The 24,332-nt window shown below is 44.7% G+C and carries 22 protein-coding genes and 1 riboswitch; of the genes, 15 read left to right on the top strand and 7 right to left on the bottom strand.

Features of this window, described 5'->3' with window-relative positions; all coding sequences use genetic code 11:
- Positions 1–342: 342 nt before the first annotated feature.
- Together ACUM5Y_RS07255 and ACUM5Y_RS07260 are read right to left on the bottom strand one after the other, a co-directional pair.
- Positions 343–642 (bottom strand): type II toxin-antitoxin system RelE/ParE family toxin, encoded by a 300-nt coding sequence (locus ACUM5Y_RS07255; RefSeq protein WP_445976192.1) that lies wholly within the window; start codon positions 640–642, stop codon positions 343–345.
- On the bottom strand, positions 639–881 hold the full coding sequence (locus ACUM5Y_RS07260; RefSeq protein ID WP_445976193.1) for a type II toxin-antitoxin system ParD family antitoxin: 243 nt from the start codon (positions 879–881) through the stop codon (positions 639–641). The genes ACUM5Y_RS07255 and ACUM5Y_RS07260 overlap by 4 nt, the downstream gene beginning before the upstream one ends.
- 281 nt (positions 882–1,162) lie before the next feature.
- Here ACUM5Y_RS07260 and ACUM5Y_RS07265 point away from each other — a divergent pair, with 281 nt between their 5' ends.
- The gene (locus ACUM5Y_RS07265; RefSeq protein WP_445976194.1) at positions 1,163–1,567 is read left to right on the top strand and encodes a GFA family protein; all 405 of its coding nucleotides are present in this window, start codon (positions 1,163–1,165) and stop codon (positions 1,565–1,567) included.
- Here the strand turns inward: ACUM5Y_RS07265 and ACUM5Y_RS07270 are convergent.
- From ACUM5Y_RS07270 to ACUM5Y_RS07290, 5 genes are all read right to left on the bottom strand, one after another.
- On the bottom strand, positions 1,564–2,640 hold the full coding sequence (locus ACUM5Y_RS07270) for a methyl-accepting chemotaxis protein (RefSeq protein ID WP_445976195.1): 1,077 nt from the start codon (positions 2,638–2,640) through the stop codon (positions 1,564–1,566). The genes ACUM5Y_RS07265 and ACUM5Y_RS07270 overlap by 4 nt on opposite strands.
- Before the next feature lie 78 nt (positions 2,641–2,718).
- The gene (locus ACUM5Y_RS07275; protein WP_445976196.1) at positions 2,719–4,092 is read right to left on the bottom strand and encodes an APC family permease; all 1,374 of its coding nucleotides are present in this window, start codon (positions 4,090–4,092) and stop codon (positions 2,719–2,721) included.
- Between the two features lie 45 nt (positions 4,093–4,137).
- Positions 4,138–5,430 carry an NAD(P)/FAD-dependent oxidoreductase gene (locus ACUM5Y_RS07280; RefSeq protein ID WP_445976197.1) on the bottom strand — a complete coding sequence of 431 codons (1,293 nt, stop codon included), beginning with the start codon at positions 5,428–5,430 and terminating at the stop codon, positions 4,138–4,140.
- Between the two features lie 23 nt (positions 5,431–5,453).
- A complete protein-coding gene (locus ACUM5Y_RS07285) occupies positions 5,454–5,876 on the bottom strand; it encodes a RidA family protein (RefSeq protein ID WP_445976198.1) in 423 nt (140 codons plus the stop codon).
- 53 nt (positions 5,877–5,929) lie between these two features.
- Positions 5,930–7,069 carry an ornithine cyclodeaminase family protein gene (locus ACUM5Y_RS07290; RefSeq protein ID WP_445976199.1) on the bottom strand — a complete coding sequence of 380 codons (1,140 nt, stop codon included), beginning with the start codon at positions 7,067–7,069 and terminating at the stop codon, positions 5,930–5,932.
- Between the two features lie 254 nt (positions 7,070–7,323).
- Here ACUM5Y_RS07290 and ACUM5Y_RS07295 point away from each other — a divergent pair, with 254 nt between their 5' ends.
- The 14 genes from ACUM5Y_RS07295 (at position 7,324) to ACUM5Y_RS07360 (ending at position 24,332) form a co-directional block, all read left to right on the top strand.
- Positions 7,324–8,157, top strand: a complete 834-nt coding sequence (locus ACUM5Y_RS07295) for a helix-turn-helix domain-containing protein (protein WP_445976200.1) — start codon at positions 7,324–7,326, stop codon at positions 8,155–8,157.
- 155 nt (positions 8,158–8,312) lie between these two features.
- Positions 8,313–8,909 (top strand): class I SAM-dependent methyltransferase, encoded by a 597-nt coding sequence (locus ACUM5Y_RS07300; protein ID WP_445976201.1) that lies wholly within the window; start codon positions 8,313–8,315, stop codon positions 8,907–8,909.
- Positions 8,906–9,895, top strand: coding sequence for an HNH endonuclease (locus ACUM5Y_RS07305; protein WP_445976202.1), 990 nt, complete (start codon positions 8,906–8,908; stop codon positions 9,893–9,895). Before ACUM5Y_RS07300 ends, ACUM5Y_RS07305 begins: the two co-directional genes overlap by 4 nt.
- Before the next feature lie 318 nt (positions 9,896–10,213).
- A riboswitch (guanidine-I (ykkC/yxkD leader) is annotated at positions 10,214–10,319 on the top strand.
- Positions 10,320–10,381: 62 nt separating this feature from the next.
- Complete coding sequence (locus tag ACUM5Y_RS07310) at positions 10,382–11,434, top strand: putative urea ABC transporter substrate-binding protein (protein WP_445976203.1); 1,053 nt, start codon at positions 10,382–10,384, stop codon at positions 11,432–11,434.
- Positions 11,435–11,489: 55 nt separating this feature from the next.
- On the top strand, positions 11,490–12,308 hold the full coding sequence (locus ACUM5Y_RS07315) for an ABC transporter permease (RefSeq protein WP_445976204.1): 819 nt from the start codon (positions 11,490–11,492) through the stop codon (positions 12,306–12,308).
- Positions 12,305–13,117 carry an ABC transporter ATP-binding protein gene (locus tag ACUM5Y_RS07320; protein ID WP_445976205.1) on the top strand — a complete coding sequence of 271 codons (813 nt, stop codon included), beginning with the start codon at positions 12,305–12,307 and terminating at the stop codon, positions 13,115–13,117. The genes ACUM5Y_RS07315 and ACUM5Y_RS07320 overlap by 4 nt, the downstream gene beginning before the upstream one ends.
- Positions 13,117–13,833: an urea amidolyase associated protein UAAP1 gene (locus ACUM5Y_RS07325; protein WP_445976206.1), complete on the top strand. Its 717-nt coding sequence runs from the start codon at positions 13,117–13,119 to the stop codon at positions 13,831–13,833. The genes ACUM5Y_RS07320 and ACUM5Y_RS07325 overlap by 1 nt, the downstream gene beginning before the upstream one ends.
- A gap of 2 nt (positions 13,834–13,835) precedes the next feature.
- Entirely contained in the window at positions 13,836–14,477 is a 642-nt protein-coding gene (locus tag ACUM5Y_RS07330; protein ID WP_445976207.1) for an urea amidolyase associated protein UAAP2, read from the top strand.
- A gap of 88 nt (positions 14,478–14,565) precedes the next feature.
- Positions 14,566–18,189, top strand: coding sequence for an urea carboxylase (gene uca / locus ACUM5Y_RS07335; protein WP_445976208.1), 3,624 nt, complete (start codon positions 14,566–14,568; stop codon positions 18,187–18,189).
- Positions 18,190–18,215: 26 nt separating this feature from the next.
- Entirely contained in the window at positions 18,216–20,045 is a 1,830-nt protein-coding gene (gene atzF / locus ACUM5Y_RS07340; protein ID WP_445976209.1) for an allophanate hydrolase, read from the top strand.
- Positions 20,046–20,432: 387 nt separating this feature from the next.
- Positions 20,433–21,344: a LysR family transcriptional regulator gene (locus tag ACUM5Y_RS07345; protein ID WP_445976210.1), complete on the top strand. Its 912-nt coding sequence runs from the start codon at positions 20,433–20,435 to the stop codon at positions 21,342–21,344.
- A gap of 160 nt (positions 21,345–21,504) precedes the next feature.
- Positions 21,505–22,530: a TRAP transporter substrate-binding protein gene (locus ACUM5Y_RS07350; RefSeq protein WP_445976307.1), complete on the top strand. Its 1,026-nt coding sequence runs from the start codon at positions 21,505–21,507 to the stop codon at positions 22,528–22,530.
- A 45-nt stretch (positions 22,531–22,575) separates the two neighbouring features.
- Positions 22,576–23,061, top strand: a complete 486-nt coding sequence (locus ACUM5Y_RS07355) for a TRAP transporter small permease (protein ID WP_445976211.1) — start codon at positions 22,576–22,578, stop codon at positions 23,059–23,061.
- On the top strand, positions 23,055–24,332 hold the full coding sequence (locus ACUM5Y_RS07360) for a TRAP transporter large permease (protein ID WP_445976212.1): 1,278 nt from the start codon (positions 23,055–23,057) through the stop codon (positions 24,330–24,332). The genes ACUM5Y_RS07355 and ACUM5Y_RS07360 overlap by 7 nt, the downstream gene beginning before the upstream one ends.

Consider the following 24,332-nt stretch of genomic DNA (forward strand, 5'->3'; position numbering starts at 1 on the left):
CGTTCATCTGATAGTGGTCACAAGTAAAAATAAAATGCCGAAGTTGATTCTTCGGCATTTCTTTAAAGATATTTTTGAATCTGGTGGGCGCGTAGAGGTAGACCATTTGTAATTTCATTCCAGTTTTACTGGCACCAGTTATGTGAATCGACCAGCGTGAGGAGTTAACTGATACTCATGTGTCAGCTTTAATTCAAAGTGCAGATAAACTTGGCCTAATAAACAGCTAACAAATTGCTTAAGAGTGACAGCTAACCCTGAGCATTTTTCGCTTGGTCGGCTTCAGTGTTTACGTGGCTTTGCTTGAGTTCAGTGGTGGGTTAGCTGCACCTTAGCAAAGCGTTATGCGCCTAAGATTGGTGCTACATCCATACTTTTGTGTAAAATTCTGACGATTTGAATTTGTTGATTGCCTATCAGCTTGTAAAAAATGATATGGCTACCCTGTGGGAACTTATGATAGCCCAATCGGATTTCATCACATGACCGACCAATATCGGGGTTTTCAGCTAAAAGCCAAAACGACTCATCAAATTGCTTGACGTAGATATTTCGTTGCTCTCTCCCCCAACGACGCTGTGTGAAGATCGCAATATCTTTTAAGTCTTCTTTTGCTTTCTGAGTAAGTTGAAATGGCTTCACTTTTGCGTCTTATTGTCCAATTCAGCGATAAAAGAATCAACATCGTAATCCGCAACTCCACTCTCTTCGCCTTCAGATAATAATTGGCGCAGCGAATTGAGTTTAGTCTCATGTGACTCTAGAAGGCGAAGTGCAGATCTCACAACTTCACTTGCTGAGCCATATCGTCCACTTTGAATTTGACTAGCGATAAAGCCGTCAAAATGTTCGCCTAGAGTAATGCTGGTGTTTTTGGCCATAATTGTTCTCCCGATACCAATATATACCAAATTATGGTATATATTGCGTAATAGTCAATAGGCGCATGGCAAGTCAATAAAAACGGATAAAAACCTGTTGGCTTGTTACTCGTGCCTCGCTAAAGTATACCCAACTGATTTTTAGCCTCTTATTGAGGTGTTAGTTTGCATGGATAAACTCTCTCCCCAGTTATTATTTCTAGAGTGTAAGTCGTGTTATTTCAGGTGATTCTGGGGGAGCTGTGATTGACCTAAGGCAGCAACCATCTAAAGGTTACAGTATGAAGAATATCTACCAAGGCTCCTGCTTGTGCGGCAAGGTGAGTTTTAGTGTCAGTGGGTTTAGTGAGCAAGCTGCGAACTGTTATTGCACTATGTGTCAGAAATTCCATGGGGCGGCGTTTGGCACCTTGGTGGGTGTTTCTGGGCTGATATGGAATTCAGGAATTGAGCTTTTAAAGCACTACACAGCGGATAACGGTACGGTGCGCACTTTCTGTGGTGAGTGTGGTTCTAGCCTAGGTTTTAGAGTGAAAGATGCACCTATGGAAGAAATGGAGCTGGCCATTGCCACGTTTAACGATGACATCCCTGTGACGATAGATGCGCAAATCTACACCAAGTACCGAGCCAATTGGTGCCAGTTAGCGTCTGATCTACCAGCATTTGACGAAGGGCGAACTTAGCCTAAGTGCTCAAATAAATAGCCTTGTAATGTGTCTAAATGCAGATAAATCCTTTTAATGTGAGAAGACGCTTTCTCTTCCAGTTCTGCTAATGTTTGAATGTTGCGACTGTCTTCTTGGCTCATGCGCTTCGCTAATTGTTCTAGTTGCGTTAAGTCATGATCAATTTTAATGAAGTCGCTGTGCCCTCTAAAGTTAAACTCATTGTCTGTGCCCTGATAATACCAGTCACCAAAGTTTGTGGTGCGAATATCAATCGGGCCTGATATCTCATTCCCTTGTAATGCTGCGCTCAAATAGTTGGATTTCCATAGGTTTAGCTCAAGCAGCGAGGCGGCGGAGTGGGCGAACGCTATAGATTGATAGCCCATGGTAACTAAGGTTTCTGTGCTGTTGGCGGTTTTTGCAAAGGAGTCTTTAAGCTTATTGCTGGCAGCTCCAGCATTCACCATAGACTCATGTAAGTTACCGATCTGTTTGCTTACTTTGCTGCTACTGGTGTCTATGCTTTTCACGAGAGTTGAGATTTTTTCGCTCGAATCTTTCGACTTAGTGGCAAGGGCTCTGACTTCGTCGGCGACCACGGCAAAGCCTCGGCCATGTTCTCCGGCTCTGGCGGCTTCTATGGCGGCGTTAAGCGCCAGTAAGTTGGTTTGCTCCGAGATACTTTGAATGGTGTCTATAAAACCTTTTATATCGTCGGCGATGGCCTTAAGCCCGGTAACATCTTCTAGACTCACGCTGATTTGATCGGAAATCTCGAGCAATGCATGACTCAGTTGTGAAATCTCTTCACGGTTACGTTCTATGTCTGCATTGTTGCCTTCCGATTCGCTCATGGGGGCGAATAACCGTTCGGAAATTTCAATTACAGCATCCAGCACATGGGTCAAAACAGACTGTTGGGGGGCGAAAAACCTTTCATCTACGGTCGATATTACTTGGGCTGGCTTGTCTTTTAATCTGCTCAGTTCTTGTTGCAAGTCGCTTAGCTGCTTCTGGTTTTCTAACTGTGCTTGCCTTGCTGATGCCAACTCTGCTTCGAGTGCTTTTATACGCTTGTTACCAAACATTTAAACTTACTCCATGTTTCTAGGAAAAAAGAAAAAGGCATCAGTTTTGCTAAAACTGATGCCAAAGGGTATTTCCAGTTAGCTCATGTCTGGCTCAAATAGGCCGCGTTTCATGTATAACTTCACCCAAAGTGCCGCGATAATGCTGAGCACCAACAAAATGCTCCCAGCGATGCTGTATACCAGCTGTGTCATTTCTGGAGCAGGGGAGTTATTCGCTGCGACATAAAGCATGCCTGCAATACCTAGAATTTGAGGTAATGGGTAGAAAGGCGTTTTGTAAGGGCGATCCAGATTCGGAAAACGCTTGCGCAAAACGATTACATCAATGTGTGCAACACAGTAGGCCAATAGCCAGCTTGTAGTGGCTGCGATGATCAATGGAATCAAGGCATCAATGTCAAAGATGAAGAATGGGATCATGACACCAATGGCCATTAGCAAAGTACCCACCCAAGGAACATTGTACTTATTCGTTGCTTTGAGTTGAGGGAAGGCCTGTTTGTTCTCGGCCATACCTTGTAGCATTTTTGGTACGGCAGAGAGAATGGTGTTCATGGTGCTGCAAGTGGCTGTGACCGCCATGATGGCTGCAATGATCAAACCACTCTGGCCAAATACCGCATTGGCATAGTCAATAAATGGTAGCGGAGAGCCCATAATGCCTTCTACATCCATCAGTAAGCTAGCGCCGTAGGCGAAGGCAACAAAAATGGTGAAGATCAAGAACAAGGATAAATGCATTGCTCGTGGGATGTTCTTATTCGGGTTTTTAACGTCATTGATCAGTGGGCAAATGAATTCAACCCCAACCATGGTCCACAGCGCTAAACCAACCAAGCCAATGACACTGCCGTTTAAGGCGCTAGCGAAACTTAGATCCACTGCTGTACCTGCCATCTCAACTGGTGCGTTAAGGCCACTCGTGATTGCGGTTGCACCGGTAATCACTAAAGCAGAGATAAGCACAAACGCGAGCAGATTTTGTACTTTTGCAAACACATCCGTGCCCACTAGGTTGGTAATGGTAAAAATACCAAGGATAAGTAGCGGCGCCAGCTTTTCAGGTAACAAGCCGGGGAAGAGCTCCCCAAGAATGGCATCCACTAAAAACATTTCTACTGGTAACGCCAGAATCGCCACCACAACATAGCCTGCAAACACGGATACGATGGCAGGGAAGTGGCCGATGGCTTTTTGAGTGTAGGTTGCCAGAGTACCTTCCTGCGGGAACATCAAAGAGAGCTCCGCGAAGCTCATAGCATTAAATTGCGCCAACATAAGGGCAATGATCATGGCAAAAATAAACGCCATACCGCCAATACCAATGCCTTGTAGTGCGGTAATCATCACACCTTGTGCGACAACTAATCCAACACAAATGGCCATCATGGTCACAAAACCTATCTTTTTATTCGCCGACGAGGCAGCAGAACTTTGAGTATTGCTCATTTATTGGTTCCTCTTGTGAGTGGTCTTTACGTTTCTATAGGGTCTTTAGAGTCGGTCAAACCGGTAAGGGCTTGGGTCAATGAGGGGCTCAACATTAGACACAAGGTCTGCTGCTAGCTGCCCTGCTGCGGGTCCTGTGCCAAATCCATGTCCTGAAAATCCAGTGGCTATGGTCAAGCCGGGAATCGCTTCAATTCTGTCGATTACCGGATTTGAATCTGGTGTTACATCAATGATGCCTGCCCATTCTTCGTCTATTTCAGCTTGGTTGAAAACAGGCCAAGCATTGCAAAGGTTGGTGAATGCCTCTTGGTTAAGGTCTGGGTTGGGCTTAGGGTCGTTGACTCTGACTTTTTCAAAAGGGGAGATCTGGTGGGTTTTCCAGCGTCTCGCCAGTTGTAAGTCTTTGAGGAAATCCATGCCCAAAGAAGGGCGTAAAAAGCTGCGTTGCGCACGTAATTGGCTTAGATAACGCCAGCCAATTAAGAGGTGGTCTAGGGTTAGTGGTGCATCTAACGCACCGCGCTGGGTGATAATAAAGCCACCGTCTTGGTGCTTACGAAATGAAAAATCAGGACCGCCCACGGCAATGTCGGTTGGGCCATCGATGGGTTTTGTTCTCATCACAGAGCATACAAGGGGTAAGGTGAGTAGGGCGACACCGTGATTGCCTAGAAAACGACGAGACCAAGCACCGCCTGCGAGCAGAACTTGTTCGCAGCGAATCTCGCCTTTCTCTGTGACGACGCCACTGATCTTACCGCCAATGGTTGATAAGCTGCGCACCGCACAATGCTGAACTATGGTCGCGCCTTTGTTGATCGCGGCTTGGGCGATGGCGCTGGCCGCAATGGCGGGTTCTGCACGGCCATCCGAAGGCGTGTAAATACCGCCAGCCCAATCTCCCTTACCACCGGGCACTGCGTCGTTGATTTCCTTACTGCTCATAATTCTTGAATCTAAGGAAAGTGATTCAACTGATTTTAACCAAGACTCATGGGCCGCCACTTGTTCCTCAGTTTTGGCGAGAAACATAATGCCTGCTTGCTTATAGCCAACCTCTTTACCAATGCGCGCTGGCATTTCAGCCCAAAGTTTGTCGGCAGCCACCGCAAGGGGAACATCTTCAAAATGGCGACTGGTTTTGCGAATCCAGCCTAAATTTCGTGAAGACTGTTCTCCTGCTACGTGGCCTTTTTCTAGCAGCACCACAGGGATGTTTCGCTCTGCTAACGTCAGGGCAGCGGTTACACCAACAATGCCACCGCCAATAATGACCACAGTGGTTGAGTCGGGTAACTGATCTGAGGTGTGAACTTTTTCTAGAGTCTTGGTCATTGAATCATTTCCTACGGTAATGCTTAGTTGGCCAGATTGATTTTCTTAACGTTTGCAGAAGCCGCGCCCTTGTATGCCGTAACTTCAAGCTCAACTTTGTAGGTAGTGGAGCCAAGTGGCGGGCAGGTGACGGTGGTGGCTGGGTCAATGCTGTGGAATTTTGAACCTATATATTCCATGACAGTATGGGTATCGGCTGGGTTTTGGATGAAAACCCGAGACATCACCACATCCGCAAAAGATGCATCGACAGATGCTAATGCCGTTTCAATGTTTCTAAATACTTGCTCTGTCTGCTCAATGACATCGGAAGGGATTTCTTTGGTGTCAGGGTTACGGCCTGCGGTGTTGGAAACAAAAATCCAGTTGTCGACACAAACTAGGCGAGAGTAACTGCCAATTTCTTCGAATTTAGAGCCTGTTTTTACCTTGATAATATCTGTCATTTTTTTACCTAATAATTTGTTGAATGAATTCGTTAGTGACGGTTCGAACGCCGTTACTTAAGCTCTGGGCTGTCCCATAAGTTCAGCTTTACGCCGATATTTTGTTGGAGGGCGTTACGGTAAATTTTGGTGGCCCAAGCCACGTCTTCTACTGGCATGCCACCAACAGAGAGGATGATAATTTCATCGTCATTTTGACGACCCTGTTTTGCGCCCGCCGCGATGTCGGTTAAATCTTCAAGTTGGTCTTTCGTCATGCTGCCTTCGGCGATCATGTCCATGAAACGCATGCCAACCAATGGAATGTGGTTGTGAGCCGGTTTCGGTACTTCTTCATACCAAGCCTCGTAAAGGCCGCTGTTATCGAGGACCTTTCTGACATCATCTGCACTCATGCCATCATCCAAGCTGCAGCTGGCTGGCATAGCGAGGAAAGCACCTGCTTTGATCCACTCTCGTTTCACCAAAGGGTAAGTGGATGGGTCACCTGTCTCGCCAGAGTTGCAGTAGGTCACAATGTCTGAATCACGTACGACTTCTTCAATGCTCTGTACGACTTGGATCGTGGTGATTTGTGGGAAAGTGTCTTTTGTCCAAGCAACAAAATCGTCTAGGCTTTTTTGACCACGACCTTTGATCTTGATGGTGTCAATGTCAGGGCAGGCGGCGATAAAGGCTGCGACAGAAGTTTTGCCCATGACCCCAGGGCCAAGTAAACCGATGACTTTAGAATCTTTACGGGCGAGATGACGAGCACCAACCCCCGGGATCGCGCCAGTACGATAAGCTGAAAGTAAGTTGGCCGACATGTAAGCCAAAGGTGCACCGGTATCTATGTCGTTTAAGATGAACATTAAGATTGAACGAGGAAGGCCTTTCTCGCGATTGGCGATGTTGGACCCGTACCATTTAACACCACAGGTTTGAAAATCCCCCCCAAGGTAAGCAGGCATGGCCATCAAGCGGCGATCCGCTGTAGGTTTTGGCATGGTAGGAAAAGGGGACTCTTCCGGAAAAGTGACCATGGCACCGTGGGAGTCACTGTTTGGGCCAGCCATGCGATAGTCGCCTTTGTGCAGCAAGGTAAACATCTCTTCCATGGTATCTACACATGCTGGCATGTCAGTGACACCGGCTTTGATCATGTCTTGTTCGGATAAATAAATAAAATCGATCTTAGTGTTATTGGACATCTCATCACCTTAATTAATTCGATAGCGTTTAGGTTGCACCGCGAAGCTTAGGGTGGCTGTTGACGTCAGCTTAATCGGCTAAATCAACTTCAAGCTCGCAGTAGATGTTTTCGATCCTAGACGGTCAAAAAACTTTCGTATTGAACTTTTGCGACATGGGGTAATAAAAATGCTAAAAAATATTTTTTACTGTGTTTGGCATTCTGTTTGCAGGAGATCGAGGATATTCGATGTTTTTACGGCAGGATCGGTTCATGGCACATTCACCTTTGATCAGTTATTTAGCAGGAATTCGCTCTAAACAACCTTGGCTTGTGTTGAGTGCTGCCGACAAATTTTCGCTGTCTGGTTCTGACCATCCGACCATTTCTCATTTTTACAGCTTTGAATCTAAAAGCTCGGAAGAGCAGACGTTTGTGATTCCCGATGGCTGCATAGATATTCTGTTTGATTGTGATGAAAATAACCCAACAGCTGAGGTATTTGGCACCCCAATGGAAGCCGTGAATGTGGGGCTAGATAAGGGTAACCGTTACTTTGGTGTGCGTTTTGTATCGGGGGTGATGCCAGATATTTTAAATATCTCGGCAGGAGAGCTTATTGATCAGCACTATAATTTGCTAGACCTTGTGCCACAGGCCAGTCAGATGGTTGAGGAGGTGGTCGGCAGTTCCAATTTTATGGAACAAACCTCAATGTTTGGCTCGTTCTTTGGCACGGAAGAAATTCGTCAACCCTCAAACCTTACCTCTCATGCCCTACGTAGTATTTGTGACAGTAATGGCACAATTCAGATCAACGAATTGGAAGAAGAAACAGGCTACACGCTTAGGACGTTGCAGCGACAATTTCGTGCAGATATGGGCATGTCGCCTAAGGCTTTTAGTCGCATAATTCGTTGTCAATCCGCCGTTTATGATATTAATCAGAGTGAAGAAGTCGCCTTCTCAGACCTTGCATCTGAGCTCGGCTTCAGCGATCAAGCACACTTTCAGCGTGAGTTTAAAAAGCTGGTAAACACCACCCCGTTGGAATATCTGAGCCGCGTTAAACACGAAAATTACTTGAATCGAATTCAATATTTGTGATTTAAAATAATTCAAAACGCCTTTCTTATGTGCCTTTTTGGTGCGCTCATGGTGGTGTTTCGTATTTAAGCGAGCAGCCCTCTTTAATCCAAGATTTTCACCTATCTTCCTGTTATATTTCTCCTAACATTACAAAAATTAATGGATAGGGCTAAATGGATTTAAAAAATAGTACCGCTTTGTATTACGACACCTTCGCCAAGGACTTTGCCGAGGGCACTGTCCATGCAGATATGTCGGCATTGTATGAACGCTTCCTTCCTCTAATTCCAGAAGGGGCTTACATCCTAGATGCAGGGTGTGGCAGTGGCCGTGATACAAAACACTTTCAGTCATTAGGGCATAGGGTACTAGCCTTTGATGCCAGCCCAGAACTGGCTCGATTGGCCTCGGAATATCTGCAAACAGATGTTTTGGTTAAAACTTTCCAAACACTCGATGAGTCCAATAGGTTTGATGCTGCTTGGTGCTGCGCAAGTTTGCTCCATGTTCCAAAATCAGAGCTTAGTGATGCGATTTTAAAATTGCATCGCGCCCTTAAGCTGGGCGGGATTTTGTATATGTCTTTTAAATACGGTGATCAAGAAAGGCTTAAAGAAGGGCGTTTTTTCTGTGATCAGAATGAGGGAACCATAGTCGATTATTTAGACGGCTTTGATGTGCAGGATATGTGGGTGTCAGGCGATGTGCGGCAAAATCGCAACGCTGAACAATGGCTCAATGTCTTAGTAAAAAAGAAGCTATTCAAATGACCATGAAATCAGCGGTCGACTTCATTGCGTATATTCAGCGCATGCTGGTGGAAGGGGATTTCACCGCCACCTATAAATATGCACTCTTACATGCCATAGCGGATGTTTGTGTAGAAAGCCCAAATATCACTGTAAACAGCAAACTTATCATCTCATTTGATGTGTTAGCCGATAAAATGTTGAGGTTATACTGGGCCCAAGCAAGGCCCTTTGGTCGCCAATCAGAGCAACGCTTGCTTCATCAGAACAATGACTCACAAAAGCAAATCGCCATAATTGCCGCCGTGCAAAAAGTCCAGCAAACGGGCATTTACAATATTAACCAGTTATACAAAAGCCCTTATTACAAATCGGTTCACAGTGTTGCCAAAACAGCCCTCAAAAATGGCCCCCTATGGCGTTTGCAAATCCTCGCGAAAAAAGAAGAGTGCTTTTTATATCCTCATGATAAAGGGCAAAAGCATATTCAACTAAATGCGGGGATAGCGGGTTACTTTCGGGAGTTCTATCACCTCATTACCTATCTGGCACGTGCTGCATGGATCGATAAAATAAGCTCTTTTAAGCACAATCAGCAATTGGTGGGGGCTCAAGCAAATTTGCCCGAGTTTTTATTTGGGCAAGACCGTAAAGCACTAGGTTACGCAAAATCATTACTGCAAGAGCTGCAGCAAAACACATGTTTCTACTGTGGCAAAAAACTCAAGCACGATGCTGAAGTGGATCATTTCATTCCTTTTGCGAAATATGCCTTTGACCTAGGCCATAACTTTGTACTGGCTGATCGGGCTTGTAATAACAGCAAGCGAGATTACCTTGCCAGCTACCCACACAAATACAAATGGGAAGAGAGTAATCTAGGTCAGCACGCCAAGGTGATCTCTGAAGAGCTTTCTCGATATGTCGAATGTGATGTCGAAAAGTCACTTGCTGTTTCGGATTGGGCTTATCAAATTGCCAGCAGCAGTACTTCGAATTTGTGGTAACGGAAAGGCGAATTTCGGTTAGCCTAGTACCTACTTTTTTAGTATCCCAAACTATTCTTTCGCTCTAATCCCTAAATTTTTTTTGTCGCTAGTTACGCTTGTCGAGTTTAAATTATGTAATTTTCTTGTCGCAACTTGGTGCAAGAGGAACAGAAATGGTGCGAACAATTTATATTAAATATAATTTAAATTTATGATTTTTAGGTTTTGTTTTTGTTAATCGATTGAAATATATGGATTTTATTATTTTGGCACGAACTCTGCTAATATCTTGTTGTGTTCGTACCCTTGTCAAGTCGAACATCACAATCTAGTTTACCAATAGAAAGCTAGGGTTCCGATCAAATAGATTATTTGGTGTCTGGTCCGAGAGCTTTCGACCTTGAAGTTTGAGGTTACACGGCGGGATAAAAGCCCGGGAGACCGCATGGCGATTTTGCCAAGGGTACTCCATGTGTAATTAAACAAACTGAAAAGGTAGCTTCCATGAAAAAATTTCCTAGAAAAGTAACCGTTCTGCTGTTTTCTCTGCTTATGTCCTTCAATGCGTCAGCAAGGGATAGCTTCGATATTTGCTGGTCTATATATGTGGGCTGGATGCCTTGGGCGTATGCCGATCAAGAAGGCATCGTTAAAAGATGGGGCGATAAATACGAGATTGATATTAATGTTGTGCAAATTAACGATTACGTTGAATCCATTAACCAATATACCGCAGGCCAGTTTGATGCATGTACCATGACTAACATGGATGCACTGACGATTCCTGCCGCGGGTGGCGTGGATAGCACCGCACTTATTGTTGGTGACTTTTCTAACGGTAATGACGCCGTTATCTTAAAGGGCACAGACAAGCTGGCTGATATTGAAGGGCAAGACGTTAATCTCGTTGAACTTAGTGTCTCTCATTATTTGCTTGCCCGTGCTCTAAACAGCGTGGGTTTAAGTGAAGCCGATGTGAAAGTTATTAATACATCTGATGCAGACATGGTGTCTATCTATGGCACGGATGATGTTAGCTCAGTTGTCACATGGAACCCTCTAGTCAGTGAAATTCTGGCAATGCCGAATAGCCACAGTGTATTCGACTCTTCACAAATTCCAGGCGAAATCATCGACCTTCTCGTGGTCAATACTGACACTTTAAATGCTAACCCAAAATTGGGTAAAGCTCTTGTTGGTGCTTGGTATGAAATCATGGGCTTGATGGATGGTGATGACCAGGCTGGTATTGATGCACGCACGGCAATGGCAGAAGCGTCTGAAACTGACCTAGCAGGTTACGATGCTCAGCTGGCCAGCACTAATATGTTCTACACTCCAAAATCCGCGCTAGATCTTACTAATAGCCAAGACTTGTTAACCACTATGAAGAATGTTGCTGAGTTCTCGTTTGAGCATGGCTTATTAGGAGACGGTGCACCTGATGCAGGTGCGATCGGTATCGAAATGCCAGCCGGTGTTTACGGTAATACCAGCAATATTAAATTCCGCTTTGATCCAAGCTACATGCAAATGGCGGCTGACGGCACTCTATAACCTTATAGCTTAATCGTGGCCTTCTGACACGAAGGCCACTATCTGGAGTGTCATTATGAAAAAATTCATAAACTATAAGCCAAATAGAAGTAATACTATCTTGCTTGGCCTATTACCTTTCGCCTTATTGATCTTGGTTTACATGATAGGCTCTGATGCCCGTTTAGCGATTAACCCGAGTGATAAATTACTACCATCCTTTAGCCACATGGGTGAATCCATGATGCGCATGGCATTCGAGCCAAGCCGTCGAACAGGGGAATACTTATTTTGGCAAGACACTCTAAGCAGTTTGTCACGGTTAGCTTTTGGGGTCCTTATCGCTGGTAGTATCGGGCTATTAGTTGGTGTCTTGACTGGGTCCTTGCCCTTTATATCTGCTGCTTTTTCGCCTTTGCTAACCGTGATTTCATTGGTACCACCTTTGGCGCTATTACCTATCTTGTTTATCGTAGTGGGCCTAGGTGAAGTGTCAAAAATCGCCTTAATCGCCATCGGCATTGCGCCTTTCATTGCTCGTGACATTCAGCGCCGTACGCAAGAAATTCCCAGTGAGCAATTAGTAAAAGCACAAACCTTGGGAGCCAATACCAGCCAAATTCTTATTCGCGTTATCTTGCCGCAGATTATGCCAAAACTGATTGATGCGGTGCGCTTGTCGTTAGGCGCTGGCTGGTTGTTTTTGATCGCCGCTGAAGCGATCGCTTCAACGGATGGTCTGGGTTATCGAATCTTTCTGGTACGCCGTTATTTAGCCATGGACGTTATCTTGCCCTATGTGGCTTGGATTACTTGCCTCGCTTTTTTGGTGGATTACCTATTGGGTAAGTTAAATCAAAAGCTCTTTCCGTGGAGTCAGGAGGCAAAATCATGAGCATGATCCAAGCTAAGAACATCAGTAAGCGCTACGGCCATGATGTCATTTTAGAAGGTGTGAGCGTAAACGTAGAAGAGGGAGAGTTCATCACTTTGGTTGGTGCTTCTGGTTGCGGCAAGAGTACATTTTTGAAAATGATATTAGGGATTGAAAATGCCACTGACGGGGAATTATTACTCGACGGCAAGCCAATGCCAGATGAGCCGGGCCCGGACCGAGGCATAGTCTTTCAGCAGTATTCTGTGTTTCCCCACATGACAGTGCTGGAAAACGTTATAGCCGCCAAGGGCTTCCAAAAACCTTCCCTAAGCGGATACTTATTTGGTGCTGAAAAACGTCTTGCCAAACAACAAGCCACGGAAATGCTCGATCAAGTAGGCCTCAGCCATGCGTTACACCGTTATCCCCATGAACTTTCAGGTGGTATGAAACAACGCCTTGCCATCGCCCAAGCTTTAATCTGTCAACCTCGAATCTTGCTGTTGGATGAGCCGTTCGGCGCGCTCGACCCCGGCATTCGTGCAGACATGCACGCTCTTGTTTTGGACTTATGGAAGAAACATAAGCTAACCGTATTCATGGTGACTCATGACCTTAAAGAAGGCTTTTATTTGGGCTCTCGCCTGTGGGTGTTCGATAAGATTCGCCATGATCCACATTCACCAAATGCCTACGGAGCCTCTATTACCTATGACCTGCCTGTAGGTCAAACCATGAAACCTCTATATGAAGAAATAGATAACCGCATTCGACCGGTTGCAACGACCAATATCGATGCTGTGTTAGCCACTCAGGAGAATCACTAATGACAAAATATGAAACCATCATACCGGCCTCAAGCCATTGGTCTTTGCGCATCCCTCGGGGCACGCAAATGACCCTGACGGACCTTGAGGGCGACGCCAATGTGGGCATGGTTTTCTACAACCCAGAAAACCTTTTAGAACGTTACAACGCACCGGATACCTTGAAAGGTCAGCATACATTTAAGCTGTCTAAAGGCCATTGTTTGTACTCAGACATGGGGCGAATTTTCGCCTCTATCATTGATGACACCGTAGGCTGGCATGAGACGGTCAGTGGAAATTCCCACAGTAGTCACATTGAAGCCAAATGGGGCAAGCGAGACTACCAAGAGGATCATAACGAATGGCTGCAAAACGGCCATGATGCAATGCTGGTGGAGATGGCAAAGTATGGCTTAAGCAAAGCCGATATCACTGCCAATTTAAATTTATTTAGCCGTGTTAAAACCGATGGCGACGGCAATATGTCATTGGTAGAAAACAACAGTGTGGCGGGTTCGAGTGTCACATTGCGTTTTGAGATGGACACCCTAGTGATCCTGCACACCTGTCCTCATCCTTTAAGTACTGCCGAAAGTTACCCTAAGAAACCCGTCGCCATCCTCCTAGAAAAAGCCGCACCGGTGGCGGAAGACGACTACTGCAAACATTTTCGCCCAGAAAATACGCGAGGGTTTGCAAACAATGCACTTTACTATTTTGGACAGGAGGCATAGAGATGATTAAGGAAAGTACCTTAGCGGCTGCAGTGGCAGAGCAAAGTTTTATTATTGATTCTGGTGATTATTTCATAGCCAAAATAGAAGCAGGCAAGACCTTTCGAATTGTGGATATGGAAGGAAACCAAGCAGCAGACACCTTGTTTTACAATGCTAATGACCCAGCTGAACGCTACAGCGCAACCGATACCATACGTGAGCAGGGGAATGTCTATTTAACGGCGGGTAGTCAGCTACGCACAAATGAAAACAATGTCATGATCGAGATTGTTGCTGACACTTGTGGCCGCCACGATACCTTGGGTGGTGCCTGTGCCACCGAGAGCAACACGGTACGTTACGACTTAGAAAAACGCTGTATGCATGCCTGTCGTGATAGCTGGATGCTTGCTATCGCGGAAAATCCAGAATATGGCTTATCAAAGCGTGATATCAGCCACAATATTAACTTCTTTATGAATGTCCCTGTCACTGAAGCTGGTGGTTTAACTTTTGAAGATGGCATATCAGCGCCGGGTAAATACGTCGAAATGGTCGCCAAAATGGACATCATAATTCTCATTTCAAACTGTCCGCAATTAAACAACCCTTGTAATGGCTATAACCCGACACCGGTTAATCTTTTAGTGTGGAATGCCTGATAAGCCACGTATTGGCTGTTGCTAAATCCTATCAGTGGACGACCACTGACGTATTCTTAAGCTGGGACGACCCAGCAAAGGTTTAGTTATGTTTCAAAAAGTTCTGATAGCTAACCGTGGCGCCATTGCCACTCGTATTATTCGAACACTCAATACTATGGGCGTAGGTTCGGTTTCGGTATACGCCGAATCGGATGCAAAAAGTCTGCATGTAAAGCTTGCTGATGAGTCGTTCTCATTAGGGGAGGGCAGTGCCAGCGACACCTACCTTAATATTGAAAAGCTTTTTGCTATTGCGAAAGACGTTGGTGCGGATGCTATTCACCCGGGTTACGGTTTTCTCAGTGAGAATGCCAACTTTGTTCAGCGTTGTGAAGAAGAAGGCATAGCTTTTATTGGCCCGACCGCTCAACAAATGATTGATTTTGGTCTTAAACACAGAGCCCGCGAACTAGCAGAAAAAGCCCAAGTGCCTTTGTTGTCGGGATCTGACTTATTAACCTCTTTGGAAAGCGCGCTACAAACGGCCCATGAGATTGGCTACCCAGTGATGCTAAAAAGTACCGCTGGCGGTGGCGGCATAGGTATGCAGCTATGTCATGATGAACAAGCACTACGGGATAGCTTCGATTCTGTACGTCGTTTAGGGGCCAATAATTTTGCCGATGATGGCGTGTTTTTAGAAAAATTCATTGCCCGCGCCCGCCATATTGAAGTGCAGATATTTGCTGATGGGAAAGGCAATGCCTTGGCCTTAGGCGAGCGCGACTGTTCTAGCCAGCGTCGAAACCAAAAAGTGGTGGAAGAATGTCCAGCGCCGAACCTTAGTGAGGCTGTTCGTAAGCAGCTTCATCAGACCGCAGAGACCCTGCTGTCATCGATTCAATATCGTAATGCTGGCACGGTGGAATTCATTTACGACATGGACACAGACAAGTTTTACTTTTTAGAAGTAAACACCCGTCTGCAGGTGGAGCATGGAGTTACCGAAGAAGTATATGGAGTGGATCTTGTTGAATGGATGATACGTCTTGCAGCCGGGGAAGAGCTTGCCCTAGAAGAAAAGCGTAAACACTTAAAAGCCAATGGTCATGCGGTACAAGTGCGCTTATACGCGGAGGACCCTTACAAAGATTTCCAGCCTTTCCCAGGGTTATTGAGCCAAGTTCATTTTCCGCAGAATTCAGGCGCTGGTCGGGTGCGTATTGATCATTGGGTAGAAACGGGTATTGAGGTGTCGCCGTATTTTGATCCGATGATAGCTAAAGTGATTGTGCATGGGGAGAATCGTGAGAGCGCGTTTGCAGCCCTTAAAACCACCTTAGATGAGTGTTCTTTATATGGCACAGAAACCAACTTAGATTACTTGAAAACGCTTGTTACCGATCCAGTTTTACTCCGTGGTGAGGTGAGCACTCGATACCTCAATGAGTTTAGCTACCAGCCACGTCGTATCGATGTTCTTAGTGGTGGGACTCAAACGACACTACAGGATTTTCCCGGTCGCCAACATCATTGGAACGTGGGCGTACCACCTTCCGGGCCATTTGATAATTACCACTTCCGTTTGGCGAACCGTCTGTTAAACAATGCTCTTGATGTGGCCGCTATGGAGATCACCTTACAAGGGCCAACGCTTAAATTTAGCTTCGCGACACAAATCGCTCTATGTGGTGCCAAGATAGATGCAAAGCTAGACGGGCAGCCAGTAGTGAATAACCAAATTATTAAGGTGCAAGCTGGCCAGACGTTAACCCTAGGGCGTATTAAAGAACAGGGTGCGCGTGCTTATTTAGCCATTGCTGGTGGTTTTGATTGCCCTGATTATTTGGGCTCTAAATCTACATTTACCTTAGGACAATTTGGTGGCCATAATGGACGCGCCCTACAAACTGGGGATGTGTTGCATGTTCTTGCAGCGAATAACCACGCCACCGAAGTAGCACTACCTAGTCAATTATTGCCCGAGCTTGGTAATGAGCATCAGCTAAGGGTGATCTACGGGCCACATGGCGCCCCTGATTTCTTCACTCCAGATGACATTAAAATGTTGTTCGATACCCCATGGGAAATTCACTACAACTCAAGCCGTACTGGGGTACGCTTAATAGGCCCCAAACCACAGTGGGCAAGAAACGATGGCGGTGAGGCTGGCTTACACCCCTCTAATATTCACGATAATGCCTACGCATTTGGTAGCGTTGATTTTACTGGTGATATGCCGGTGATATTAGGGCCAGACGGTCCATCGTTAGGGGGCTTTGTTTGCCCTATGACGGTGATCACAGCTGATTTGTGGAAGCTGGGGCAGTTAAGGGCGGGCGATAAAGTTCATTTTATTCCCGTTACCCTAGAGGATGCAGTTGCCCTTGAGGCGGCACAAAATCACAGTTTAGAAAGCTTAGCCCCTTTTGATCATCAGCTAACCCCCTGTGCAGCGCCGCACATAGCTGGCTCACCCATTTTGAAAGTATTGCCCGCCGAGCGCTTTGGCGACCAGATTGTTTATCGCGCTGCGGGTGATCATTTCATGCTGGTGGAATATGGCGAGCAAATACTCGATATTCGCCTGCGTTTTCGGGCTCATGCCTTAATGCAGTGGCTAGAAAACAACACATTGGCAGGTATGCGTGAGTTAACACCGGGCATACGTTCACTGCAAATTCATTACGACAGTCAGCAGCTTAGTTATCTGGATTTATTGGATCATTTAGAGTCCGCAGAACAAGCATTGAGTGAGCAACTGGATGAGTTAAGTGTTCCTTCTCGAACTGTGTATTTGCCTTTGTCTTGGGATGATAAAGCCTGCCAAGAAGCCATAGATAAATACAGCCAATCGGTACGCTCAAATGCTCCTTGGTGCCCCAGTAATTTAGAGTTTATTCGCCGCATTAATGGCCTAGAGAGCATTAATGATGTGAAGGATATCTTGTTCAGCGCCAGTTATCTGGTGATGGGCTTAGGGGATGTGTATTTGGGGGCGCCTGTGGCAACACCAGTGGATCCACGTCATCGATTGGTGACGACTAAATACAACCCCGCGCGTACTTGGACGGCAGAAAACTCCGTGGGCATTGGTGGTTCTTATTTGTGTGTATACGGTATGGAAGGGCCAGGGGGCTATCAGTTTGTTGGGCGAACTTTGCAAATGTGGAACCGTTATCGTCAAACCAGCGCCTTTGAAAAGCCTTGGCTACTACGTTTCTTTGACCAAATCCGTTTTTATGGGGTGAGTCATGAGGAACTGACGCAGATACGTAAAGACTTTCCCCATGATAATTACCCTATTCGCATTGAAGAAAGCACCTTTTCTCTTGCGGAGTACCAAGCATTTATTGAAGACAACCGCGACAGTATCGACGCCTTTAAGCAAGTCCGAAATAAAGCGTTTGAAGACGAGTTAGCAAACTGGCATGCCAACGGACAATTCCATTTTGATATGGAGGAAGCGCAGGTGGCACCTACCGAGGTGACTTGGAGCGAAGACGCTGTGGTGATCGATAGCCCAGTGTCTGGCAGTGTTTGGCAAACTCAAGTGACCGAGGGAGAGCATGTAGAGGCAGGGCAACTCTTAGTCATCTTAGAGTCGATGAAAATGGAGATTCCTTTATATGCCACCTCTGCAGGTGTGGTTTCTAAGCTTTTACTCGTCGATGGTAGCCGTGTTAATGCCGGACAAGCTGTTGTTGTATTAGAAGAACGCAACGCATAAGCCGTACAGAATTAGGAGAACAAAACATGAATGTAGATGTTAACAAAAATATAGATATGGGCTTCGAGGTCTTACGAGAAGCCTATAAAAATGCTTCAAAAACCCCACAACAAGTCATGGCGGATATTCGTGAACGTGCTAAACATTATCAACAGCATAATATTTGGATACACCTGCTGACAGAGGAAGAGCAGGCGGTTTGGCTGGAGCAATTGAGTCAAAAAGATCTCGAATCCCATCCCTTATGGGGAATTCCATTTGCCATAAAAGACAATATTGATCTAGCGGGAATTCCAACTACAGCGGGCTGTGCAGAGTTTGCTTATACGCCAAAAGCGTCTGCTAAAGTAGTGCAACAATTGATTGATGCTGGTGCCATTCCGGTTGGGAAAACCAACCTAGACCAGTTTGCAACTGGCTTAAATGGCACGCGTTCACCGATCGGAGCTTGCCATAATTCATTCAATTATGACTACATAAGTGGCGGCTCCAGTTCAGGCTCTGCGGTAGCGGTGGCGCTAGGGTTAGCAAGTTTTAGCCTAGGGACAGACACCGCAGGATCAGGCCGTGTACCAGCTTGTTTTAACAATCTAGTTGGCGTTAAACCCAGCATAGGTTTGTTGTCTTCTACCGGCATGTTACCTGCTTGTCGAAGCTTAGATTGTATGACTATCTTTGCTTACAACACAGATGATGCCAATACAGCTCTAGCCGCTGCAGAAGGTTTTGACCCACAAGACGGCTATAGTCGAGTGAACCCATTTGATAACCAAGCAAGGCATTATGGTTTGCGCACAGGGCCTCTTAAAGTCGGTGTGATTCCTGAGTCGCAATTGAAATTCTTTGGGGATACGGCCTATCAAGCGGCTTACCTTGCCACCTTAGATAAACTTAAGGCTAAGGGTTTTGAATTCCAAGAAATAGACTATGCACCCTTTGATGAAATCGCCCAATTACTTTACGAAGGGCCTTGGGTCTCTGAGCGTTATTTGGCAACCCAACCACTTATTGATGAAAATCCAGATGCTATTTTTCCAGTGGTAAGAGCCATCATAGAGCCTGGTGGCCAACCCCCAGCGACGGCTTTATTCAAGGCTCAATACCGCATTAATGATTTGAAACAAATTTGTTTAGCACAATTGGCAGAAGTGGACTGTTTACTGACCCCAACTGCAGGTCGTCACTTTACCATTGCTGAAATGCTAGAAGAGCCGATTAAACGCAACAGTGAATTGGGTTATTACACCAACTTCATGAATTTAATTGATCTGGCTTCTATCGCAGTGCCTACCGTTATGACTGACGCAGGTATGCCGTTTGGTGTGACTCTAGTAGGGAACACCTTTAGTGATCGCATGTTGATGTCGATCGCTAATCGGATTCAGCAAGCTATGCCATTAAATAAAGGTACTTTAGGCGTTATAGCCACCCCTAAAAATCAAACACCAGTGCAAGATAACCAGTTTATCGATGTGTTAGTGTGCGGTGCCCATTTAGAGGGGCAGCCCCTCAATTGGCAGCTGCTTGAGCGTGGAGCGACCTTGAAAACTAAAGCCAAGACTGCCCCCATTTATGACATGTATGAATTGGCAGGAGGCCCTCCATATCGTCCTGCTTTAGTGCTAAGCTCTGCGGAACAGGGAACAGCCATTGACGTGGAAATCTGGACCATGCCCAGTGCAAACTTTGGCAGCTTTGTTGCTGGTATTCCCGCACCTCTTGGTATCGGAAAGGTAACTCTTGCGGATAGCAGTCAAGTCACAGGCTTTATCTGTGAACCTTATGGTATTGAAAATGCCACAAACATTAGCCAATTAGGGGGGTGGAAAGCCTATTTAGATGCCAAAGGTGCCTAAAAAACAGTTAAATTCAAGACATCAAAAGTCAGCCTGAGATACTTCAAGGTTGACTTTTTAGATGGTTCTTTGAAACTGGACGTTAAGAATTAAAACTAAAGTAAATTAAGGGAAAAGGACAAAATTAATATTGTAGACTTCCTGAATAAGCCAACCAATACGATATTAATGTGATGGTGCACTTATTTATCCGAATGTACGCATTCGTGTTGTTAGATTGTGCTTTGGAATAATAGGTTAAGATAGGCTGCTGGTTTTTTGAACTCTTATAGGGCTGGGAAATTGTTGTTGAATATCATGCTTAACCTTTTTATTTTTCAATGAATATAATCTGACTCGGAAAAAGAGTTGTTTTTCTCAATGTGAATATATATTCAAAGGCTATTTATGCATCAAATAACACCAAGGGCGTTAGAGTACCTTAATGCTATTGCCCGTTATAAAACGCTCAGAAAAGCTGCTGCAAGGTTAAATGTTGACCCTTCTGCTGTTAGTCGATTGTTATCGCAGCTAGAAGAGAATCTTATGTTGCCGGTTTGGGACAGAACCAATAATCGAAACCCAATTACCCCAGCAGGAGAAGAACTACTAATTTACTATCGCAAGATGTCTGCCAGTGAGCGGGTTGCCTTATCTAGGATTAATGACTTACTTAATCTAAGGACGGGCGAGGTCAGGATCGCTGTAGGAGAAGGTATTATTGGTGATTTGATCTCTTCTTCGTTGCAATCCTTTCTGGAAAAAAATAAAGGGATTCAGCTTTCAGTAGAAATGGCTGGCGCGCAAGATGCTGTTCAGTTACTGCACGAAGACCATATTGATTTTGCGTTAACTTATGCCTCTGTTAATACTCCTAAATTGTATTGTCACTTAGAAACAAATCACCCTTTGCAGCTTATAGCGCCCCCTAATCATCCTTTGACGAAGCACAAGGAACCTGTGACTTTTCATGAAATTGCCGAACATCCTATGGCGTTGTTAGACAAATCAACAGGTATGGGTCGATTGGTGGCGTTGGCGGAAGAGCTTAATCATTTAAAACTTACGCCTCGTCTTCAAACGAACTCTGTTGCGGCACTGAAGAATTTTGTGATGTCGGGGTTAGGCCTTACTTTTATGCCTTTGTTAACTGTGCGTGAAGAAATTGAAAAAGGAGTCATTGTTGTTGTTCCAATGAAGAGTGATCTTTTCGCTCAAGCCAAAGTACGAGTATTAAGTATTGAGAATAGGCCTCTAACCTTAGCCTCCCAAGCGTTACTAGACCATCTATCGGAAACAATGGCATTTTTGGCTCATTAAGAGTTAGAGGAATATATTTTTATCTATGCTGTTGACTAAATTGCAACGCTTGATGGCTTGTGGTGTCAACACCTCAAGTCTATGTTGATTGTGCAGGTCAGTACAAATGTTTAGAGAGTTTATTACTTTAAAGCCACTAAGGAATTTAATGATGAAAGCAATGAGCAAATTACTAACGAAAACACGTTTGATTAAGGCAATGGCCCTAGGTGTAGCAATTACAGGAATGTCATTTTCTGCACAAGCGCAAACAATTAACTTAAGTTATAACGGCGCTGCGGATGAAGATAAAAATGCAGTACATCTATTTGCAAACAATCTTAAAAAGCTAGTTGCAGAAAAGACAGATGGAGAGATTACTTTAAAACTATACCCAAATAGTATGTTGGGTGAAGAAGAAGAGCGTATGGAGCAAGTTCTAAATACACCTAGCTTAAATATTGCCTCATTTGGTGGTGTTTCTCCTTTGATGCCTGAAATTTTTGTGAGTGCGATCCCTTTCTTATTTAGTGACTTTGATCATGCACGTGAATTCTTTGACGAAGGCGAATACTGGAAAGCGATTCAAAATGAATTCTATCAGCGAACCGGCGGTCATCTTATGGCGGTGGTGGAAGAAGGTGGCTTCCTAGCATTTACCAATAATAAGCATCCAATTAAATCTCCTAAAGACTTTCAAGGGTTACGTTATAGAGCGATGGATAAGAGTCAGGTTGCTTTGTATAACGCTTTCGGTGCATCAGGCACGCCTATTCCTTGGACGGAAGTTTACTTAGCGTTAAAAACTGGTGTGGCGGATGGTCAAATGAACCCGCCTATGTACATTATTCTGGGCAGCCTGTTTGAAGTTCAAAAATACATGACTCTAGCGAATATCCAATACTCGGATCAGTTTTTGGTTGGTAATGATGAGTTGTTAAATAGTTTAAGTGAGGATGATAAAACAGCCTTGTTGGAAGCGGTAAAAGAAGCGAACGAAATTAATCGTAAAGCTGTACAGAACCAAGTAGAAACACGGATTTTGTATCTAGAAGAAAAAGGTATGGAGGTGTATCGCCCGACTGCTGAAGAGCTAGAAGAGTTTCGTAAACTTGGTCAACCATCTTTCTTTAAGTGGTTAGAAGAAGAAGGAATTGATCAGAAGTGGGTAGATTTAGCATTAAAAGATGCAGGGTTTAATCAATAATAACATTATTATCACGGCGCCTTAGGGCGCCGTTATGAGGCTTGCATGAATCTAACTTTTATCCGAACAACGTTGTACCGTTTATTTTTACTGACATCCGTGTCTATCTTAGCACTTAACGTATTGCTGATTTTATACAGTGTATTTACCCGTTATATTTTGAACCATTCTCCCATTTGGTCAGACGAGCTTTCACGATATGGCATTATTGCCAGTGTGATGCTCGCCATGTCATGTGCCTATGTTGAATCAAAACACATGAAAGTTGCATTTATAGAGTCGGCTGTAAATGTCTCGATAAAACGCCTTATTCGTTTATACCAGTGGTTCATCGTTTTAGCTGTGGCCCTCTTTTTTACTTACATTAGTACGCAATATGCTTTGTCCTTAAGTAAATTTTCAAGCATGAGTCTTGGTATCAGCAAAACAATTCCAATGCTTTCGGTCCCTATTGGCTTCGGAGCGCTATTTTTCATGGTCTTATTGCAGGGGCCCTTTCCTCAATCTAAACAAGGCGCGGCGTCATGCTAATTGCAATTGTTATAACTTTTCTAGTTAATATTTTATTAGGGATACCGCTCTTTATTTGCCTAATACTAGCCTCTATCGTTGGCTTTTATTTTGTCGATTTTTCATTGGCTTTCCGAATGATACCGCAGCAGTTTTTTTCAGGTATTAATTCATTTGCACTCATGGCAATCCCACTCTTTATTTTTGCCGGCAACCTTATGAACTCATCAGGGTTAACATCACAGTTAATCAAGTTGGCAAACTCTCTGGTAGGTCATCTAAGAGGGGGATTGGGGTATGTGAATGTCGTGTCGAGTGTGTTTTTTGCTGGCGTAAACGGCTCAGCCGTGGCGGATACTTCGGCTCTAGGGTCGTTATTGGTGCCAGCAATGAAAAAAGAGGGCTATTCTACGAGCTATGCAGCGGGGTTAACTGCTGCAAGTTCATTGATAGGGCCAATTATCCCTCCAAGTATCTTTATGATTCTTTATGCGTCACTTACTAATACATCCGTTGGGGACTTATTTCTTGCTGGTGTCTTTCCGGGGTTATTGCTTGGCGGCGCCTTTTTGATCATGAATTATATTTACGCAAGAAAAGTTGGTATCCAAAGTCAAAATGAAAAAGCGAGTCTTAAAGGGGTCTTGCTGGCCTTCTGGTATTCTGCTCCAGCATTAATTGCGCCTTTTATCATCGTTTCTAGTATTGTTTTTGGTTTCGTAACACCTACTGAATCCGGTGCTTTAATTGTGGCGTATGCGTTAATACTAGGGGTGTTAAATCGAAGTTTATCGTTTTCTAAACTGTGCCTTGCCTTGGTTGATACGGCGATTTTGACAGGTACAATTTTTGTGATCATTGCAGCCTCATCTATCGTGAGTTGGTTGCTTGCATATGCACAGCTGCCGACGGAACTCGCTGCATACCTAGAACCTTATAGTCAGAATCCCATGGTTGTTTTGCTTATATTAAGCCTCATTACTTTTTTCATTGGTATGTTAATGGAAGAGGTATCGGCATTAATGTTACTGACACCTGTATTCTTTCCTGTCGCCATTGCTTCGGGAGTAGACCCTGTACATTTAGGGGTGGTTATTACGATAAACATAACGATAGCTTTGATTACTCCACCAATGGGGGCATGTGTATTTGTCGCTGCGGCTGTGAGTAAAATTGAAATTACAGAAATGTTCAAGAGTATTTGGCCCTTTGTTTTAGTGGCGATTGTAGCTCAGCTATTTGTTATCTGCTTTCCTAGCTTAACCCTATACCTGCCGAGTGTGTTTAATTGA

The organism is Marinomonas dokdonensis (assembly GCF_052747885.1).

What these genes read in the sequence shown, in the direction of transcription:
- ACUM5Y_RS07260 (WP_445976193.1), bottom strand. Translation starts at nt 881, where the DNA reads ATGGCCAAAAACACCAGCATTACTCTAGGCGAACATTTTGACGGCTTT.
- ACUM5Y_RS07265 (WP_445976194.1), top strand. Translation starts at nt 1,163, where the DNA reads ATGAAGAATATCTACCAAGGCTCCTGCTTGTGCGGCAAGGTGAGTTTT.
- ACUM5Y_RS07270 (WP_445976195.1), bottom strand. Translation starts at nt 2,640, where the DNA reads ATGTTTGGTAACAAGCGTATAAAAGCACTCGAAGCAGAGTTGGCATCA.
- ACUM5Y_RS07275 (WP_445976196.1), bottom strand. Translation starts at nt 4,092, where the DNA reads ATGAGCAATACTCAAAGTTCTGCTGCCTCGTCGGCGAATAAAAAGATA.
- ACUM5Y_RS07280 (WP_445976197.1), bottom strand. Translation starts at nt 5,430, where the DNA reads ATGACCAAGACTCTAGAAAAAGTTCACACCTCAGATCAGTTACCCGAC.
- ACUM5Y_RS07285 (WP_445976198.1), bottom strand. Translation starts at nt 5,876, where the DNA reads ATGACAGATATTATCAAGGTAAAAACAGGCTCTAAATTCGAAGAAATT.
- ACUM5Y_RS07290 (WP_445976199.1), bottom strand. Translation starts at nt 7,069, where the DNA reads ATGTCCAATAACACTAAGATCGATTTTATTTATTTATCCGAACAAGAC.
- ACUM5Y_RS07295 (WP_445976200.1), top strand. Translation starts at nt 7,324, where the DNA reads ATGGCACATTCACCTTTGATCAGTTATTTAGCAGGAATTCGCTCTAAA.
- ACUM5Y_RS07300 (WP_445976201.1), top strand. Translation starts at nt 8,313, where the DNA reads ATGGATTTAAAAAATAGTACCGCTTTGTATTACGACACCTTCGCCAAG.
- ACUM5Y_RS07305 (WP_445976202.1), top strand. Translation starts at nt 8,906, where the DNA reads ATGACCATGAAATCAGCGGTCGACTTCATTGCGTATATTCAGCGCATG.
- ACUM5Y_RS07310 (WP_445976203.1), top strand. Translation starts at nt 10,382, where the DNA reads ATGAAAAAATTTCCTAGAAAAGTAACCGTTCTGCTGTTTTCTCTGCTT.
- ACUM5Y_RS07315 (WP_445976204.1), top strand. Translation starts at nt 11,490, where the DNA reads ATGAAAAAATTCATAAACTATAAGCCAAATAGAAGTAATACTATCTTG.
- ACUM5Y_RS07320 (WP_445976205.1), top strand. Translation starts at nt 12,305, where the DNA reads ATGAGCATGATCCAAGCTAAGAACATCAGTAAGCGCTACGGCCATGAT.
- ACUM5Y_RS07325 (WP_445976206.1), top strand. Translation starts at nt 13,117, where the DNA reads ATGACAAAATATGAAACCATCATACCGGCCTCAAGCCATTGGTCTTTG.
- ACUM5Y_RS07330 (WP_445976207.1), top strand. Translation starts at nt 13,836, where the DNA reads ATGATTAAGGAAAGTACCTTAGCGGCTGCAGTGGCAGAGCAAAGTTTT.
- uca (WP_445976208.1), top strand. Translation starts at nt 14,566, where the DNA reads ATGTTTCAAAAAGTTCTGATAGCTAACCGTGGCGCCATTGCCACTCGT.
- atzF (WP_445976209.1), top strand. Translation starts at nt 18,216, where the DNA reads ATGAATGTAGATGTTAACAAAAATATAGATATGGGCTTCGAGGTCTTA.
- ACUM5Y_RS07345 (WP_445976210.1), top strand. Translation starts at nt 20,433, where the DNA reads ATGCATCAAATAACACCAAGGGCGTTAGAGTACCTTAATGCTATTGCC.
- ACUM5Y_RS07350 (WP_445976307.1), top strand. Translation starts at nt 21,505, where the DNA reads ATGAGCAAATTACTAACGAAAACACGTTTGATTAAGGCAATGGCCCTA.
- ACUM5Y_RS07355 (WP_445976211.1), top strand. Translation starts at nt 22,576, where the DNA reads ATGAATCTAACTTTTATCCGAACAACGTTGTACCGTTTATTTTTACTG.
- ACUM5Y_RS07360 (WP_445976212.1), top strand. Translation starts at nt 23,055, where the DNA reads ATGCTAATTGCAATTGTTATAACTTTTCTAGTTAATATTTTATTAGGG.